General features: G+C 63.2%; 11 protein-coding genes and 1 pseudogene. 7 read left to right on the top strand and 5 right to left on the bottom strand.

All coding sequences use genetic code 11. The annotated features are described in order from the left end of the window. The first annotated feature begins 98 nt into the window (after nucleotides 1–98). From XpopCFBP1817_RS09080 to XpopCFBP1817_RS09060, 5 genes and pseudogenes are all read left to right on the top strand, one after another. A pseudogene (locus XpopCFBP1817_RS09080) lies at nucleotides 99–2431 on the top strand (methyl-accepting chemotaxis protein). 179 nt (nucleotides 2432–2610) lie between these two features. Beyond that, entirely contained in the window at nucleotides 2611–3513 is a 903-nt protein-coding gene (locus XpopCFBP1817_RS09075) for a CheR family methyltransferase (protein WP_128416879.1), read from the top strand. Next, nucleotides 3510–4106, top strand: a complete 597-nt coding sequence (gene cheD, locus XpopCFBP1817_RS09070) for a chemoreceptor glutamine deamidase CheD (protein WP_128416878.1) — start codon at nucleotides 3510–3512, stop codon at nucleotides 4104–4106. The genes XpopCFBP1817_RS09075 and cheD overlap by 4 nt, the downstream gene beginning before the upstream one ends. Then, on the top strand, nucleotides 4103–5179 hold the full coding sequence (locus tag XpopCFBP1817_RS09065; RefSeq protein WP_128416877.1) for a protein-glutamate methylesterase/protein-glutamine glutaminase: 1077 nt from the start codon (nucleotides 4103–4105) through the stop codon (nucleotides 5177–5179). The genes cheD and XpopCFBP1817_RS09065 overlap by 4 nt, the downstream gene beginning before the upstream one ends. A gap of 162 nt (nucleotides 5180–5341) precedes the next feature. Beyond that, nucleotides 5342–7528: a sensor domain-containing protein gene (locus tag XpopCFBP1817_RS09060; protein WP_128416881.1), complete on the top strand. Its 2187-nt coding sequence runs from the start codon at nucleotides 5342–5344 to the stop codon at nucleotides 7526–7528. 156 nt (nucleotides 7529–7684) lie between these two features. On the opposite strand, the gene XpopCFBP1817_RS09055 is transcribed toward XpopCFBP1817_RS09060, so the two are convergent. The 4 genes from XpopCFBP1817_RS09055 to XpopCFBP1817_RS09040 all read right to left on the bottom strand — a co-directional run bounded on the left by XpopCFBP1817_RS09055 (nucleotide 7685) and on the right by XpopCFBP1817_RS09040 (nucleotide 12019). Then, nucleotides 7685–8500 (bottom strand): alpha/beta fold hydrolase, encoded by an 816-nt coding sequence (locus tag XpopCFBP1817_RS09055; protein WP_128416876.1) that lies wholly within the window; start codon nucleotides 8498–8500, stop codon nucleotides 7685–7687. Between the two features lie 197 nt (nucleotides 8501–8697). Beyond that, nucleotides 8698–11289, bottom strand: coding sequence for a bifunctional aconitate hydratase 2/2-methylisocitrate dehydratase (acnB, locus tag XpopCFBP1817_RS09050; RefSeq protein ID WP_128416875.1), 2592 nt, complete (start codon nucleotides 11287–11289; stop codon nucleotides 8698–8700). Nucleotides 11290–11363: 74 nt separating this feature from the next. Beyond that, nucleotides 11364–11774 carry a type II toxin-antitoxin system VapC family toxin gene (locus XpopCFBP1817_RS09045; RefSeq protein ID WP_128416874.1) on the bottom strand — a complete coding sequence of 137 codons (411 nt, stop codon included), beginning with the start codon at nucleotides 11772–11774 and terminating at the stop codon, nucleotides 11364–11366. Continuing rightward, nucleotides 11771–12019 (bottom strand): AbrB/MazE/SpoVT family DNA-binding domain-containing protein, encoded by a 249-nt coding sequence (locus XpopCFBP1817_RS09040; protein WP_128416873.1) that lies wholly within the window; start codon nucleotides 12017–12019, stop codon nucleotides 11771–11773. Before XpopCFBP1817_RS09040 ends, XpopCFBP1817_RS09045 begins: the two co-directional genes overlap by 4 nt. A 151-nt stretch (nucleotides 12020–12170) precedes the next feature. On the opposite strand from XpopCFBP1817_RS09040, the gene acnA reads away from it, so the two are divergent. Next, nucleotides 12171–14939: an aconitate hydratase AcnA gene (gene acnA / locus XpopCFBP1817_RS09035; protein WP_128416872.1), complete on the top strand. Its 2769-nt coding sequence runs from the start codon at nucleotides 12171–12173 to the stop codon at nucleotides 14937–14939. Between the two features lie 75 nt (nucleotides 14940–15014). Here the strand turns inward: acnA and XpopCFBP1817_RS09030 are convergent, their stop codons facing one another. Then, entirely contained in the window at nucleotides 15015–15479 is a 465-nt protein-coding gene (locus XpopCFBP1817_RS09030) for a nuclear transport factor 2 family protein (protein ID WP_128416871.1), read from the bottom strand. A 97-nt stretch (nucleotides 15480–15576) separates the two neighbouring features. On the opposite strand from XpopCFBP1817_RS09030, the gene rpfB reads away from it, so the two are divergent. After that, nucleotides 15577–17259, top strand: coding sequence for a fatty acyl-CoA ligase RpfB (gene rpfB / locus XpopCFBP1817_RS09025; protein ID WP_128416870.1), 1683 nt, complete (start codon nucleotides 15577–15579; stop codon nucleotides 17257–17259). Nucleotides 17260–17375 lie beyond the last annotated feature (116 nt).

Raw genomic sequence — 17375 nt, 5'->3', positions numbered from 1 at the left:
CTGATCATGTCTGTCGTTCTCCGCTGGCAGGGCGTCAAGTCAATGATGGCAGATTGCTGGGGTTTTTAGAGGCTCCTTTCTATCGGGAAATCGTGTCAATGCAATGGATCAACACTCTGAAATTGATGCGCAAGCTCATGCTGGCATTCGGCATCGTGCTACTGATCATGCTGGTGCAGGGGGCATCGCTTAGAGCTGCTAACAAAACTACTGCGTGGCAGGCGAACTGCGTGGCATGCTCGGCGAATACCGTAATGCTTCTTATCAAAACCTGGTGCGCGCCAGCGACGCCGTCAAACAGGAAGGCAAGGTCCGCGCCAAGCGGCTCGATGGCGAAATCGAAGCGAAGATCAAAGGCTATCCCCGCCTGATCGAAAGCCCGGAGCAGAAAAAGCGGTTCGCGCGCTTCGTGGCAGACTGGGAAAAGGCCTCGGCCTCTTACGCCAATGTCAACGAAATGCTCGAACTGAATCTGCCCGACGATGCCGTCGACACCTTCGTCGGGCAGACCCGCACCCTGCACAACAACGCCAAGGATTCGCTGGCCGCATTGATTGCCGAAGACAACGAGCTGGCGCAGGCGGCCAAGAGCAAGGCTGAAACGGTCCACGCCACCTCGGTCAGCTTGACCACGATGGTATTGCTGCTAGGCATCGTCGGCGGCCGGGGTCTGGTATTTGTGTTCGCACGTTCCATCGTCAACCGCATGCGCGGCGCCGTCTCTACTGCGACCGAAATCGCTGGCGGCAAGTTGGATGGCCAGATCAATGTGCAGGGCCAGGACGAAGTGGGCGAACTGATGCGCTCCATGCAGCGCATGCAGCGCGATCTGAGAGAACGCATCGAACGCGACCAGAAAATCGCCGACGAGAACCTGCGTATCCGCACCGCGCTGGACAAGTCTTCCACCGGCACCTTCATCACCGACACCGATCGGGTCATGATCTACGCCAACGAGGCGTTTCAGAAGCTGCTCACGCATTCGGCAAGCAGCATCCGTCTGTCCTCGCCCGATTTTGAAGCCAGCAAGATCATCGGTCAGCACATCGGTTATCTCGGCCTGCCCGAAACGACTGTGCGCAAGGCCGTTGCTGCGCTGGAACGCGACGGCATCACCAGCTTCGAAGAGCGCTACGGCGAGTTTGTGATGATGCAGACCGTCACCGTCATCAAGAACGAGCAGGGCGAAAGCACCGGCGATGTCTGCGAGTGGCGCGACCGCAGCATCGAAGTCCAGGTCGAAGAAGAAGTCGCCCGCATCGTGCGTGCCGCTGCCAGCGGCGACATGAGTGGACGGGTGGAAACCGATGGCAAGCAGGGCTTCTTCCTGCAGCTGGCGCAGCAGCTCAACGGCTTGCTGGATGCCAATGCCGCCAGCCTGGAGCAGATTTCCTCGTTGCTCTGTGCACTGTCGCATGGCGATCTGACCGTACGCATGCAGGGCCAGTTCAGCGGCGTGTTCGCGCAGATGCGTGACGATGCCAATGCCACCGCCGAGCAGCTGGCCGACATCGTCGGGCGCATCCAGGTCTCCTCCACTGCGATCAACTCGGCGGCCGGGGAAATCGCCTCGGGCAACAGCGACCTGTCGCATCGCACCGAGCAGCAGGCTGCCAATCTGGAACAAACCGCAGCCTCCATGGAGGAGCTCACCTCCACCGTCAAGCAAAACGCCGAAAGCGCCCGCCAGGCCAACCAGCTTGCCATCGGCGCCACCGGTGTCGCCTCGCAAGGCGGTGAGGTGGTCTCGCAGGTGGTCGCCACCATGTCCGGTATCGAAGCCTCGTCCAAGAAGATCGCCGACATCATCAGCGTTATCGACAGCATCGCCTTCCAGACCAATATCCTGGCCTTGAACGCGGCGGTGGAAGCGGCACGTGCCGACGAACAGGGCCGTGGTTTTGCGGTGGTTGCCTCGGAAGTGCGCACGCTGGCACAGCGCTCGGCCGGTGCCGCCAAGGAGATCAAGGCACTGATCGACGACTCCGTGCACAAGGTCGCCGAAGGCTCGGCACTGGTGCGCAAGGCCGGCGCGACCATGGCCGACATCGTGACCAGCCTGCAGCGCGTCACCGACATCATGGGCGAGATTTCCGCCGCTTCGCAGGAACAATCGGCCGGGATCGAACAGGTCAACCAGACCTTCACCCAGATGGACGAAACCACCCAACACAATGCCGCCCTGGTCGAAGAAGCCACTGCCGCCGCACGCTCGATGGAAGAGCAGGCCGGTCACCTGACCGAAGCAGTCTCGGTGTTCAAGCTGAACGAGCCGGCCCCGCCGGTCGCGCGCTTGCGCCCGGTTGCGGTTGCCTCACGTCCGGTCGCAGCGAAGACCGCTGCCAAGCCGGCTGCGCGTGCAACGGCCGCGCCGGCGCGACAGGCCAAGCCACAGGCCGCCCCGACCGTCGGTCACTGGCAAGAGTTCTGATTCACCGCTGTCACCCACACCGCCCCGGCCATGCCGGGGCGGTGTGCTTCTGCCCTCTGTTTTGACGCGCATCTGCGCCGCAATCCCCCTGCCGCCGGCGCAATGCCGCAGCGCCATGGCCGGCAAACGACCCCAACCGCCTGTCACCACGCAGATTGGCGCTTCAGTTGCATGACCACATGGCCGATACCCAATACCAGCTAACGACGCGTACGGATATGACGACCACTTCGACTTCCGCTTCAGACACACGCGAATTTGATTTTGGCGACCGCGATTTCAAACGCGTTTGCGACCTGATCTATCAGCGTGTCGGCATTGCCCTGGCTCCGGCCAAGCGCGACATGGTGTATGGCCGGCTGTCGCGTCGTCTGCGCGTGCTCGGCCTGCGCTCCTTCCGCGACTACATCGACCAACTCGAAGCAGGCAACGACGAGGAAGAATGGCAGGCGTTCACCAACGCGCTGACCACCAACCTGACCTCGTTCTTCCGCGAGCCCCACCACTTCGACAAGCTGCGCGAAGAACTGCAAAAGCGTGCCGCGCAGGCACCGCTGAACACCTGGTCCTGCGCAGCGTCCACCGGCGAGGAGCCATACTCCATCGCCATCACCGCCTGCGAAGCCTTCGGCACGCTGACCCCGCCGGTGAGTATCGTCGCCACCGACGTCGACACCCAGGTGCTGGAAACCGCTTCGCGCGGCGTCTATGCCATCGACCGCGTCGCCTCGCTGGATGCCGCGATCAAGCGCAAGTACTTCCAGCGCGGCAGCGGCCCCAATGAAGGCAAATGCCGGGTCATTCCCGCGCTGCGCCAACTCATCGAATACAAGCAGCTGAATCTGCTGTCGCCGCGTTACGACGTCGGCGGCCCCTATGCAGCGCTGTTCTGCCGCAACGTGATGATCTATTTCGACAAGCCCACCCAGCGCGGCATTCTGTCGCGGCTGGTCAGCCACATGGGCGACGACGGTCTGCTCTACACCGGGCACTCGGAGAACTACCTGCACGCAGCCGATCTGATCCAGCCGTGCGGGCGCACGCTGTATCGGCGCGCGCCGCGCGCGGGAGCGGCGACATGAGTACCGCCGTGCAGGTCGACGATGTCATGCGCTACCGCGACTCGCGGTTCCAGACCATCACCGCCAAGCTGCTGCCCACCCAATACCTGGTGGTGGACGACGACACCGCGTTGACGACCACCTTGGGATCGTGCTTAGCGGCCTGTCTGCGCGACCCGGTGCTGAAGATCGGCGGCATGAACCACTTCCTGTTGCCCGAAGGCCAGGTCGGCGACGGCGCACCCGCGCGTTACGGCAGTTATGCGATGGAGTTGCTGATCAACGACATGCTCAAACGTGGCGCGCATCGCAAACGGATCGAAGCCAAAGTCTTCGGTGGCGCCAACGTGCTCAAGGGCTTCACCAGCAACCCGGTGGGCACCCGCAACGCCGAGTTCGTACGCCAATACCTGCAGGCCGAACACATTCCCATCATTGCCGAAGATCTATGCGGCATCCATCCGCGCAAGGTGTGGTTCTTCCCGACGACCGGGCGCGTGGTCGTGCAGCGGTTGCCGCATGCACACGAAGCCGAAGTCGCCGCTACAGAATCGGCCGTGCGCGCCCGTCTGTCCAAAGCACCGGTCACCGGTGGAGTGGAGTTGTTCGAATGACGCTGGAATCTCCTGTACGCGTATTGATCGTCGACGACTCGGCGGTCGTACGTCAGATGCTCACCGAAATTCTGTCGCGCGACCCCGGCATCGAAGTGATCGGCTCGGCCGCCGACCCGATCCTGGCGCGCGAAAAGATCAAACGCCTCAATCCGGACGTGATCACGCTGGATGTCGAAATGCCGCGCATGGACGGCCTGGTGTTCCTGGAAAACCTGATGCGCCTGCGACCCACCCCGGTGGTGATGATTTCATCGCTGACCGAACGTGGTGCCGACACCACCTTGCAGGCCTTGTCGCTGGGCGCGGTGGATTTCATCTCCAAGCCCAAGATCGATGTCGCACGCGGGCTGGAAGACTATGCCGAAGAAATCGTCAGCAAGGTCAAGATGGCCTCCAAGGCCAAGGTCAGCGCGCTCAATCGCCCCAGCGCGCCCAAGCTCACCTTGGACATGCAGTCCGCGCCGGTGGCTGGCAGCGCCCTGCGCTTCCGCACCACCGACCGCCTGATCGCCATCGGCGCCTCGGCCGGCGGCACCGAAGCCCTGCGCGTGGTGCTCGGACACATGCCCGCCGATGCACCGGCGGTGGTGATGACGCAGCACTTGCCGGCCAGCTTCAGCACTGCCTTCGCCGAGCGCCTCAATCGTCACTCGGCCATGTCGGTGCGCGAAGCCAGCGATGGCGAAGCGATCCTGCCCGGCCACGCCTATCTGCCGCCCGGTGGCCAGCATCTGCGCATCATCCGCGACGGTGCCCGCTGGCGCTGCCGCATCGACGACGGCCCGCCGGTCAATCGCCACAAGCCGGCGGTGGACGTGCTGTTCCGCTCGGTCGCCGCCAACGCGGGCCCCAATGCGGTCGGCGCCATCCTCACCGGCATGGGCGACGACGGCGCACGCGGCCTGCTGGAAATGCTGCAGGCCGGCGCGCCCACGCTGGTGCAGGACGAAGCCAGCAGCGTTGTGTGGGGCATGCCCGGCGCCGCGTACAAGCTCGGTGCCGCGCAGGAAGTGGTCCCGCTGGACCGCGTTGCCGAGCGTCTGATCGCGCTGTCGGCACAGGCGCGCTGATCCGGCATGAGCGCCCTGCCCCCGTCTCCTGACGACCGAACGGGGGTTCCCGGCGCACCGGGAACCACGTCGGTCGATACTGCCGATACACCGGTAGATAACGCGACAGAAGCTTGCGCTCTCAATGCGTTGTCGATCAAGGCCGGCCCAGTCACTGCCGGCATGGTCCGCCCCGACGAACATCCAGATGCCACGCGCTCACGCCTGCTGGCCGACGCGCTCGATGGCAGCAGCAGTGCGATCCTGATCTGCGATATGCAATTGCGTCTGCTCTACGCAAACGACGGCTTCCAGCGCATGTTCGGTTATACCGAATCCGAACTGGTCGGCAAGCGCCCTTCGGATGTGCTCATTCGCGCGCACAGCGACCAGGACGAAGTGGCACGCATCCGCGATCGCGCTCAGGCCCTGCAGCAGACCCAGGCCGACCTGCTGGTCTATCGCAAGGACGGCACGCCGCTGTGGATATCGCTCAACTTCAATCCGATCTACGACGTCAGGCACAACCCCTCGCATTACGTAGCGGTGCTGACCGACATCACCGACACCAAGATGCACGAGGTGCTGCAGCACCTCGTGCTGGAGGCGCTGGTGCAGGAGCGCCCACTGATCGAAGTGATGACCTTGATCTGCACCGAGGTCGAACGCATCGCACCCGACGTGCTGGCCACGGTGATGAGTGCGGACCATCAGGGCTGCCTGCATTCGCTGGCCGCCCCCAGCCTCCCGCCAGAATACGCCGACGCGGTCAACGGTTTGAAGATCGCGCCTGGTGCGGGCGCCTGCGGCACCGCCGCCTGGCGTGGCCGCGCGGTCATGGTGGAAGACATCGCCACCGACCCGCTGTTCGCATCGTTTCGCGACTTGCTGTTGCCGATGGGCTTGCGCGCTTGCTGGAGCACGCCGATCCGCTCCAACAGCGCGCGCGTGCTCGGCACCTTCGCGCTGTATTACCGCAAGGTGCAACGTGCCGATGCCTGGCACGTGCGGCTCACCGATTTGTGCCAACAGTTGTGCACGCTGGCGCTGGAACGCGAACAGACCCGCCAGCGCGTGCATCAACTCGCGTTTTACGACGCGCTGACCGGCCTGCCCAACCGCATCATGTTCAGCGCCCGCGCCGAGCAGGCGCTGACGCAAGCAGAATACGCCAACGAACCGGCCGCGTTGATGTTCATCAACATCGATCGCTTCAAGCTGATCAACGACAGCCAGGGCCACGCAGCAGGCGATGGCCTGCTGCGCGACATCGCATTGCGCATCGGCGAACAACTGACCGCCACCGCCATGCTGGCGCGCCTGGCCGGCGACGAATTCGCACTCGCGCTGCCGCAGTGCAGTGCCGAACAGGCCAGCGCCAAGGCAGAGCGTTTGCTCGGCACCATCGCCGGGCCGCTGCCGGTTGGCAGCCTGACCGTGCACCCGTCCGCCAGTATTGGCGTTGCGATGTTTCCCGAAGACGGGCGCGACATCAACATCCTGCTGCGGCATGCCGATCTGGCAATGAATCGCGCCAAGCAGGAAGGCGGCGGACGTTTCCGCTTCTTCAGCGCCGACATGAATCGCATGGCGCAAGAGCGCGTCGCGCTGGAAGCCGAGTTGCGCCAGGCCATCGGCCGCGACCAGTTGCAACTGCACTATCAACCGCAATTGCTCAGCGCCGCGCCGCACGCGCTGTACGGCGTGGAAGCGCTGCTGCGCTGGAATCATCCGCAGCTCGGCGCAGTGTCGCCGGCACGTTTTCTGCCCGTCGCCGAAGAGCAAAACATGATGCCGCAGCTCAACGATTGGGTCCTGCGCCGCGCCTGCCAGCAGGTCGCCGATTGGCGCAAACGCGGCGTGCCGGTGGCGCGCGTGTCGGTGAATCTATCGGCCAGCAGTTTCGAAAGTCCGCGCATGCTCAGCGACCTGCTGCGCCTGATCGCCGACATGGGCGTACTGCCCTCCGACCTCACGCTGGAAATGACCGAAAGCGTGATGCTGTCCGGGCAACCCGGCGTGCTGGAAAACCTGCATGCGATCCGCGAAGCAGGTATCTCGTTGTCGCTGGACGACTTCGGCACCGGCTATTCCAGCCTGAGCCATCTGCACCGACTGCCGATCGACGAACTCAAGCTGGACATGAGCTTCGTGCGCGACATCGAACACAGCGAAGACGCACGCGCACTGACTACCTCAGTGCTGCGCATCGGCGAACATCTGCGCAAACACGTCGTCGCCGAAGGCGTGGAAAACGAAGCGCAGCGCTTGTTTCTCGCCGACCTTGGCTGCGAGGTGCTGCAGGGCTACCTGTTCTCGCGGCCATTGCCGGCCGCGGCGTTGGAAGCGTGGTTGGGCGCGCAGCCTTAGCGCGTGCTCGCGTGCGCCAGCTCGCGTCGCCGTGACCGCGCATAGCGCTTGGCGTATTGGCAGAGCTCGGGATGCGCCGACTGCTGGCAATATGCGGAGTGCGCTGATTGCTGATTGCTTACAGCTCCGTCAGGTGATGCCCGGACTACTCAAGCCTCACCCCACCGTAAGCTTCAACCAACCCAACAACTGCGCAGTCACGAACGCAGGATTCTCCAACGACGCAATATGCCCGGCATCGGGCACCAATTCGTAATCGCAACCGATCACTTCGGCCATCAACCATAGCTCTTCCGGCGGCCGCGGACTATCGTATTCGCCACCCAGCAAGAACGTGTTTGCCGGATTCAGCGCGGACAACGCCTCCAACCGATCCGCACGCCCGAAGATCAACCGACCCAACGGCACCACCGATGCGCGCAACTGTTCGGCCGACATCGCAGCCAGGCGCTGCGCAAACGCAGCCGGCAACGCAGCGCTCAGGTCGATACCGGGACGGAAAAAGATCGGCACAATCGCCTCGATCAACGCAGGCGTGATTTCCCCTGCCGCTTCGATCGCATTGAGCAAACCGAAGTAACGCGTCTGAGTCGCCTGCGGCTCGGCACCCAGAAACGTATCCATCAGCACGAGGCTGCGCACACGCTCCGGCGCAAGCAACGCAAGCTCTGCGCCCCACATGCCACCGACCGACAGACCGACCAGCGCGCACTGCGGCAGTTCCAACGCATCCAGCAATCGCAGCATCTGCTCGGCAAGGTCGCCAACTGTCTGCGTGCCAGCCGGCAGCGCCGCCGATTGCCCATGTCCCCACAACTCGGGAACGATGACCTGGTAATGCTGGGAGAGTGCTTGAATCTGCGGCTCCCACATGGCCGCGTCCCAGAGATAACTATGGCCAAGCAGAACCGGAAAACCTTGACCGTGTTGCGCGTAGTGCAGCGTTTGACCAGCGATGGTGCAAGTGGGCATTGGACATCGAACTTGAGTGAAGGAAGCGCCGTCACTCTAGTCCTGCGCAGTTCGGATTTTTGTTGCAATGCGGCAAGTGAGTTAACTGCGATTCGTCTTGGTGCACACGCGCAGATCCGGCATGCGCAGTCACCGATCAAAAAGCGAAATGCCCGGCAGTGCCGGGCATTTCGAAACACATTCAAACACCCGCTAGATCAGGCCGCGACGGTCTCCGCGACATCCTGATATTCCTGGATCTGATCGAAGTTCATGTAACGGTAGATCTGATCGCCACTGGTCTTGATCACGCCCACATCGGTCATGTACTCGTCCTTGGTCGGGATGCGACCCAGACGCGAACAGATCGCCGCCAGTTCCGCCGAACCCAGGTACACATTGGTGTTGCGACCGAGACGGTTGGGAAAGTTACGCGTGGAGGTGGAGAACACCGTGGCGCCCTCGCGTGCCTGCGCCTGGTTGCCCATGCACAGCGAGCAGCCGGGCATTTCCATGCGCGCCCCAGCCGCGCCAAAGGTGCCGTAATGGCCTTCCTTGGTCAGTTCGGAAGCGTCCATTTTGGTCGGTGGCGCAACCCACAAGCGGGTCGGAATATCGCGCTTGCCTTCCAGCAACTTGGCGGCGGCACGGAAGTGACCGATGTTGGTCATGCACGAGCCGATGAACACCTCGTCGATCTTGGCGCCGGCCACTTCAGACAGCGTCTTGACGTCGTCCGGGTCGTTCGGGCACGCCACGATCGGCTCGTGGATGTCGGCCAGATCGATCTCGATCACGGCGGCGTATTCGGCGTCGGCATCGGGCTGCAGCAGCTGCGGATCGGCCAGCCACTCTTCCATCTTCTTGATGCGGCGGCCCAGCGTGCGCGCATCGGCATACCCTTCGGCAATCATCCAGCGCAGCAGGGTGATGTTGCTGGTCAGGTATTCGATGATCGGCGCCTTGTCCAGATGCACCGTGCAACCGGCCGCAGAGCGCTCGGCCGAGGCGTCGGACAGCTCGAACGCCTGCTCCACCTTCAGATTCGGCAAGCCTTCGATCTCCAGGATGCGGCCGGAGAAGATGTTCTTCTTGCCTTGCTTGGCCACGGTCAGCAGGCCGTCCTTGATCGCATACAGCGGGATCGCGTTGACCAGGTCGCGCAAGGTCACGCCCGGCTGCATCTCCCCCTTGAAGCGCACCAGCACGCTCTCGGGCATGTCCAGCGGCATTACGCCGGTGGCCGCAGCGAACGCCACCAGACCGGAGCCGGCCGGGAACGAAATACCGATCGGGGAACGGGTGTGCGAGTCGCCGCCGGTGCCCACGGTGTCGGGCAGCAGCATGCGATTGAGCCAGCTGTGGATCACGCCATCGCCCGGACGCAGCGACACGCCGCCACGGGTGGAGATGAACTCCGGCAAGGTGTGATGGGTCTTGACGTCGACCGGCTTCGGATAGGCCGCGGTGTGGCAGAACGACTGCATCACCAGGTCGGCCGAGAAGCCCAGGCAGGCCAGATCCTTCAGCTCGTCGCGGGTCATCGGGCCGGTGGTGTCCTGCGAACCCACCGAGGTCATCTTCGGTTCGCAATAGGTGCCCGGGCGCATGCCCTCGCCTTCGGGCAAACCGCAGGCGCGGCCAACCATCTTCTGCGCCAGCGAGAAGCCCTTGCCGGTATCCGGCGGCACCATCGGCAGACGGAACAGATCCGAGGCCGGCAGGCCCAGGAATTCGCGCGCTTTGGCGGTCAGACCACGGCCGACGATCAGCGGAATGCGGCCACCGGCGCGCACTTCGTCGAACAGCACGTCCGACTTCATCGCGAACGCGGCGATCGCCTGCCCGTTCTTCAGCGCCTTGCCATCGTACGGACGCAGCTCGACCACATCGCCGTGCTCCATCTGCGACACGTCCAGTTCGATCGGCAACGCACCGGCGTCTTCCATGGTGTTGTAGAAAATCGGCGCGATCTTCGCGCCCAGGCACACGCCGCCGAAGCGCTTGTTGGGGATGTACGGAATGTCTTCGCCGGTCCACCACAGCACCGAGTTGGTCGCCGACTTGCGCGAAGAACCGGTACCGACCACATCGCCCACATAGGCGACCAGATGGCCCTTGTCCTTGAGATCGGCAATGGCCTGGATCGGGCCGCGCTTGCCGTCGTCTTCCGGAACGAAGGCAGCGCCGTCACGGGCGTTCTTGAGCATTGCCAGCGCGTGCAGCGGGATGTCCGGGCGCGTGGTCGCATCCGGTGCCGGCGACAGGTCGTCGGTGTTGGTTTCGCCCGGCACCTTGAACACGGTGACGGTCATGCTCTGTGGCACTTCCGGCTTGCTGGTAAACCACTCGCCATCTGCCCAACTTTGCAGCACAGACTTGGCGTGCGCATTACCGGCTTGCGCCTTTTCCTGCACGTCGTGGAAGGCATCGAACACCAGCAAGGTGTGCTTGAGCGCTTCGGCGGCGGTGGCGCCCAGCGCGGCGTTGTCGAGCAGGGCGATCAGCGGCTGGATGTTATAGCCACCCAGCATGGTGCCAAGCAGCTCGGTGGCACGCGTGGGGCTGATCAGCGCGGTTTTTTCAGTGCCGAATGCGACTGCGGCCAGGTAAGAGGCCTTGACCTTGGCAGCGTCATCGACGCCGGCCGGCACGCGCTGGCTGAGCAGCTCGACCAGGAAGGCTTCTTCGCCCGCCGGCGGAGCCTTCAGCAGCTCGATGACCTCAGCGGTCTGCTGCGCGGTCAGCGGCAGCGGCGGGATACCGAGCGCGGCGCGCTCTGCAACGTGGTGGCGATAGGCTTCCAACATGCGGATTCTCCGAAAAGACAACGAGTGAATGGGTAAACGTCAATGTGTAAACGCGAAACGTGAATGCGTGCGGATCAACTTGCGGGTTTGGGAACAACGATCTTCAAACCCTTGAAGTAGTCGCGGAAAAAGCCCTCGTCGCGGGTGATCAGCCCGTCGCACTGGAGCATCGCGTGGGCGCCGATCAGAAAATCGGCAACCACCCGCTCGCGCTTGCCGCCACGCGCGCGGAAGCGCTTGTTCATATGGCCGGCGCGTACCGCCGCCGCTTCCTGGGTGGCTTCGTAACGCACGCCGATCGAGGCCAGCGTTTCCATCAGATCGACCTGGGTATCGAGCATGGCCAGCACTTCGGCCACCACCGCATCGCAGACCACTACCTCGTCGCGCGCCAGCGCGTCGCCGATGCAGATCTCCGACACCTCGCCGTAGACCGGGTCGCCGATCAGGATGTCCAGCAACACCGAGGAATCCAGAGCGATCATGGGTCGAACGGATCCCCGGGCGCGCGGCCACGGATGGCACGCATGGCTTCGTCGGTGTGGGTCAGGCCGTCGACCAGCTTGAACTTGCCGCGCACCTTGCGCAGCGCCTCGCTGACGTCCTTGCGCAGGATGATGCGGCCGCCGTCGAGCTCGATCTTCAGCGTGGTGCCCTTGGTCAGGCCCAGGGCATCGCGCACGGCTTTGGGCAGCGTGATCTGCCCGCGTTCGGCAACTGTGGCTTCCATGAATGTGGCTCCGGCACAAAGTATGCGCAAATTCTACATACTTGACTTGTCGTACTCAAGACCACATACCCTATCTTGCAACCAAACGTACACGCTGAATTCGTCACACTGTTCAGAATAAACCTAAAGCCTGCAGCCATAGGAGTGATGCATGAGTGATTCCTTTTCCACCCGCACCTCGCTTGAGGTCTACGGCAAGCGCTACGCGTACTACAGCCTCCCAAAGCTGGGCGAGCGCTTCGATATCGGCCACCTACCCTATTCGATGAAGATCCTGCTTGAGAACCTGCTCCGGCACGAGGACGGCGGTGTCACCGTCGGCAAGGACCATATCGAAGCGGTCGCCACGTGGGACCCCACCGCCGAGCCCGATATCGAAATCGCCTTCATGCCGGCCCGCGTGGTACTGCAGGACTTCACCGGCGTGCCGTGCGTGGTCGACCTGGCCGCGATGCGCGACGCGGTGGTCAAGCTCGGCGGCAATGCCGACCAGATCAACCCGCAGATCCCCTCCGAGCTGGTCATCGACCACTCGGTGCAGGTGGATGTGTTCGGCTCGGCCGATGCGCTCGACCTCAACGGCAAGATTGAATTCCAGCGCAATCAAGAGCGTTACGGCTTCCTGCGCTGGGGGCAAAAGGCGTTCAAGAACTTCAAGGTGGTGCCGCCCAATACCGGCATCGTCCACCAGGTAAACCTGGAAAACCTGGCGCGCGTAGTGATGAGCGCGGACAAGGACGGCACCCAGATCGCATATCCAGACACCGTCTTCGGCACCGACAGCCACACCACCATGATCAACGGCATCGGCGTGTTGGGCTGGGGCGTGGGCGGGATCGAGGCCGAGGCCGCGATGCTCGGGCAGCCTTCTTCGATGCTGATTCCGCAAGTGGTCGGCTTCAAGCTGAGCGGCAAGATGCCCGAAGGCGCCACCGCCACCGATCTGGTGCTCACCGTCACCCAGATGCTGCGCAAGGCCGGCGTGGTCGGCAAGTTCGTCGAGTTCTATGGCGAAGGGTTGCAGCATCTGCCACTGGCCGATCGCGCCACCATCGGCAACATGGCACCCGAGTACGGCGCCACCTGCGGCATCTTCCCGGTCGACGAAGAATCGCTGACCTATCTGCGCCTGTCGGGCCGCAGCGAGGAGCAGATCGCGCTGGTCCAGGCCTATGCCAAGGCACAGGGCCTGTGGCACGACGCCAACACCCCGCCCGCCCAGTACAGCGCCACGCTGGAGCTGGACATGGGCCAGGTCAAGCCGTCGCTGGCCGGCCCCAAGCGCCCGCAGGATCGCGTGCTGCTGGAAGACATGCAGTCCAACTTCCGCGAGAGCCTCAAGCCGTTCGTCGATGCGCGCAGCAAGCCTCTGACCGATCTCAAACAGGAAGATCGCCTGAAGAACGAAGGCGGCGGCGGCACCGCAATCGGCGCCCAGGCCTCGCAGGCGGAAAGCGCCAACGACAGCGGCGCTGGCTGGCAACTGCGCGATGGTTCGGTGGTGATCGCCGCGATCACCTCCTGCACCAACACCTCCAATCCGGCGGTGATGCTCGGCGCCGGCCTGCTCGCACGTAATGCGGTGGCCAAGGGCCTGAAGGCGCAGCCGTGGGTGAAGACCTCGCTCGGGCCGGGCTCGCGCGTGGTCACCGATTATCTGACCAAGGCCGGCGTGCTCGCCGATCTGGAAACGCTGGGTTTCTACGTGGTCGGCTATGGCTGCACCACCTGCATCGGCAACTCCGGCCCGCTGCCGGATGATGTATCGGCCGCGATCGCCAAGGACGATCTGGTGGTGGCTTCGGTGTTGTCGGGCAACCGCAACTTTGAAGGCCGCGTGCATCCCGAAGTCAAAATGAATTACCTCGCTTCGCCGCCGTTGGTCGTGGCCTATGCGATTGCCGGCACCACCGACATCGACCTGACCACCGAACCACTGGGCACCGGCAGCGACGGGCAACCGGTCTATCTGCGCGACATCTGGCCCAGCAACAAGGAAATCGGCGACACCATCGCAGCCAACGTCGGCCCGGAGATGTTCAAGCAGAACTACGCCGACGTGTTCAAGGGCGATTCGCGCTGGACGACCATCGCCTCGCCGGATGGCGCGTTGTACGAGTGTGATGCGGCCTCGACCTACATCAAGAACCCGCCCTACTTCGACGGCATGACCATGCAGGTCGGCCATGTCGAGGACGTGCATGGCGCGCGCATCATGGGCCTGTTCGGCGACTCAATCACCACCGACCACATCTCGCCCGCCGGCAACATCAAGAAGGATTCGCCGGCGGGTCGCTTCCTGCAAGAACGCGGCGTGCAACCAGCCGACTTCAACAGCTACGGCAGCCGTCGCGGCAACGACGACGTGATGGTGCGCGGCACCTTCGCCAACATCCGCATCAAGAACCTGATGTTCGGTGGCGAAGAAGGCGGCAACACGCTGTATTACGGCACCGACGGCGCCGCGCCGGAAAAACTGGCCATCTACGATGCCTCAGTGAAGTACAAGGCCGACGGCGTGCCGCTGGTGGTGCTAGCCGGCAAGGAATACGGCACCGGCTCTTCGCGCGACTGGGCCGCCAAGGGCACCAACCTGCTCGGCGTCAAGGCGGTGGTCGCAGAAAGCTTCGAGCGTATTCACCGCTCCAACTTGGTCGGCATGGGCGTGCTGCCACTGCAGTTCCTTGAAAACGAAAACGCGCACACGCTGGGCCTGGATGGCTCGGAAGTGCTGGACATTACCGGCCTGCAGGACGGTGCCAGCCGCCGCGCAACCATCGATGCGAAAAAATCCGATGGCAGCGTCAAGCAGTTCCAGGTCAAAGTGCTGCTACTGACGCCAAAGGAAGTGGAGTACTTCAAGCACGGTGGTTTGCTGCAGTACGTGCTGCGCCAGTTGGCCGTACCCAAGGCGGCATGATCGCAAGACGCGTGGCGTTTTACTTGTGTAACAACACTCCCGCCGCTCGGCGGGAGTGTTGTTTTAGGGGCACTTTCAGCGCCCGGTCGGCTCCCACTGCGCGTGATACAGCCGCCAGTCGCCGCCCTGCAATCGCCAGCTGGTGGTCACTTGGTAGGTCTGTGCCTGCTCAGGCAGCCAGCGCCCGCTGCCACCGGTCAGCAGAGCGGTGAAGCGCACACTTGCGGTGTCATCGCGCAGTTGCACATCCCCCGGGCCCAGGGTCACGCCGATCCTGCGATTGCCCAGCATCTGCAGCTGCATCATCTGCAGCTGCGTCAATCGCCGCAGGCCGGCTGCGTCAAGTCGTTGTTCGCCGACAAAATCCTCGGCCACCAGCGCCATCGCCTCGCCGATCCCGCGCGCTTCGATGGCCTGATGCATCTTCTTCAACGTTGCGCGCAGCCGTTGTTCCAGTGCAGCACGCGTGCAAACACTCAAGGCCACGACGCAAAGTGCGACCGACCCGACACGCCACCGCACTTGAATGCTGCTCTGCATCACGCTTCGCCTTTTCCATGCATGGCGGTATGCTGCCAACTGTTTTAGTGCCGTGGAACACACCGCGTCACGCACCGAATACACTGGAGAGGGGCAGATGAATCAGGCACGTCCTTGGTTACACAGTTATCCGGGCGGCGTCGCCGCCGAGATCGATCTGGAGCAGTTCCGCACCGTTGAGCAAGTGTTCGCCACCTCGGTCGCGCGCTTCGCCGATCGCCCTGCGTACCACAGCTTCGGCAAGACCATCACCTATCGCGAAGCCGATCAGCTGGTCGAGCAATTTGCCGCCTATCTGCTTGGCCAATTGCAGTTGAAAAAAGGCGATCGCGTCGCCTTGATGATGCCCAATTGCCTGCAGTACCCGGTCGCGACATTCGGCGTGCTGCGCGCCGGCCTGACCGTGGTCAACGTCAACCCGCTCTACACCCCGCGCGAGCTCAAGCATCAGCTGATCGACTCCGGCGCCAGTGTGCTGGTGGTCATCGACAACTTCGGCACCACCGTGCAGCAGGTCATCGCCGACACGCCGGTCAAGCAGGTGATCACCACCGGTCTGGGCGACATGCTCGGGTTCCCGAAGGCGGCCGTGGTCAACTTCGTGGTCAAGTACGTCAAGAAGCTGGTGCCGGATTACCGCATCAAGGGCGCAATCCGCTTCGGTGAAGCGCTGGCGCTGGGCCGCAACCACACTGTACCGACGCTGCAGATCGAGTCCGACGACATCGCCTTCCTGCAATACACCGGCGGCACCACCGGCGTGGCCAAGGGCGCGATGCTCACCCACCGCAATCTGGTCGCCAACATGCAGCAGGCCCACCAGTGGCTGGCCGGCACCGGCAAGCTGGAAGAAGGCAACGAAGTGGTGATCACCGCGCTGCCGCTTTACCACATCTTCGCGTTGACCGCGAATGGCCTGGTCTTCATGAAGATCGGCGGCTGCAATCACCTGATCAGCAATCCGCGCGACATGCCCGGCTTCGTCAAGGAATTGAAGAAGACCCGCTTTACCGCCTTCACCGGCGTCAACACCTTGTTCAATTGCTTGCTAAATACGCCGGGGTTCGATCAGGTCGATTTCTCTTCGCTCAAGATGACCCTCGGCGGCGGCATGGCGGTGCAACGCTCGGTGGCTGAGCGCTGGAAGAAGGTCACCGGCCTGACCCTGGTCGAGGCCTACGGCCTGACCGAGACTTCGCCGGCTGCCTGCATCAACCCGATGGATCTGAAGGACTACAACGGCTCGATCGGCCTGCCGATTCCGTCCACCGATGCCTGCATCAAGGACGACGCCGGCGCAGCGCTGCCGCAGGGCGAGATCGGCGAGCTGTGCATCAAGGGCCCGCAGGTGATGAAGGGCTATTGGAAGAAGCCCGAAGAAACCGCCAAGGTGATGGACGCCGAGGGCTGGCTGCACACCGGCGATATTGCGCGGATGGACGAGCAAGGCTTCGTCTATATCGTCGATCGCAAGAAGGACATGATTCTGGTCTCCGGTTTCAACGTCTACCCGAACGAGATTGAGGACGTGATCGCCGAAATGCCCGGCGTGCTGGAAGTGGCCGCCGTGGGCGTACCGGACGAAAAGTCCGGCGAGATCGTCAAGGCTGTCATCGTGAAGAAGGACCCTGCCCTGACCGCTGACGCCGTGAAGGCGCATTGCCGCGCCAACCTGACCGGTTACAAGCAGCCGCGCGTGATCGAATTCCGCAAGGAACTGCCGAAAACCAACGTCGGCAAGATCCTGCGTCGCGGATTGCGGGATGGGCCCAAGGGGTAATCCACCGGCGCCACCGCAGATCGACGCCCATCAAGGCATCATCCAACGCCCGCAATGCCGCAAGGCCCTGCGGGCGTTGGCGTTTGCACGCATAGAATCAGCTGTCGGCGCACGCT

This window comes from Xanthomonas populi (genome assembly GCF_002940065.1).
Classification (GTDB): Bacteria; Pseudomonadota; Gammaproteobacteria; order Xanthomonadales; family Xanthomonadaceae; genus Xanthomonas; species Xanthomonas populi.
This window is presented reverse-complemented; position numbering and strand designations above follow the sequence as displayed.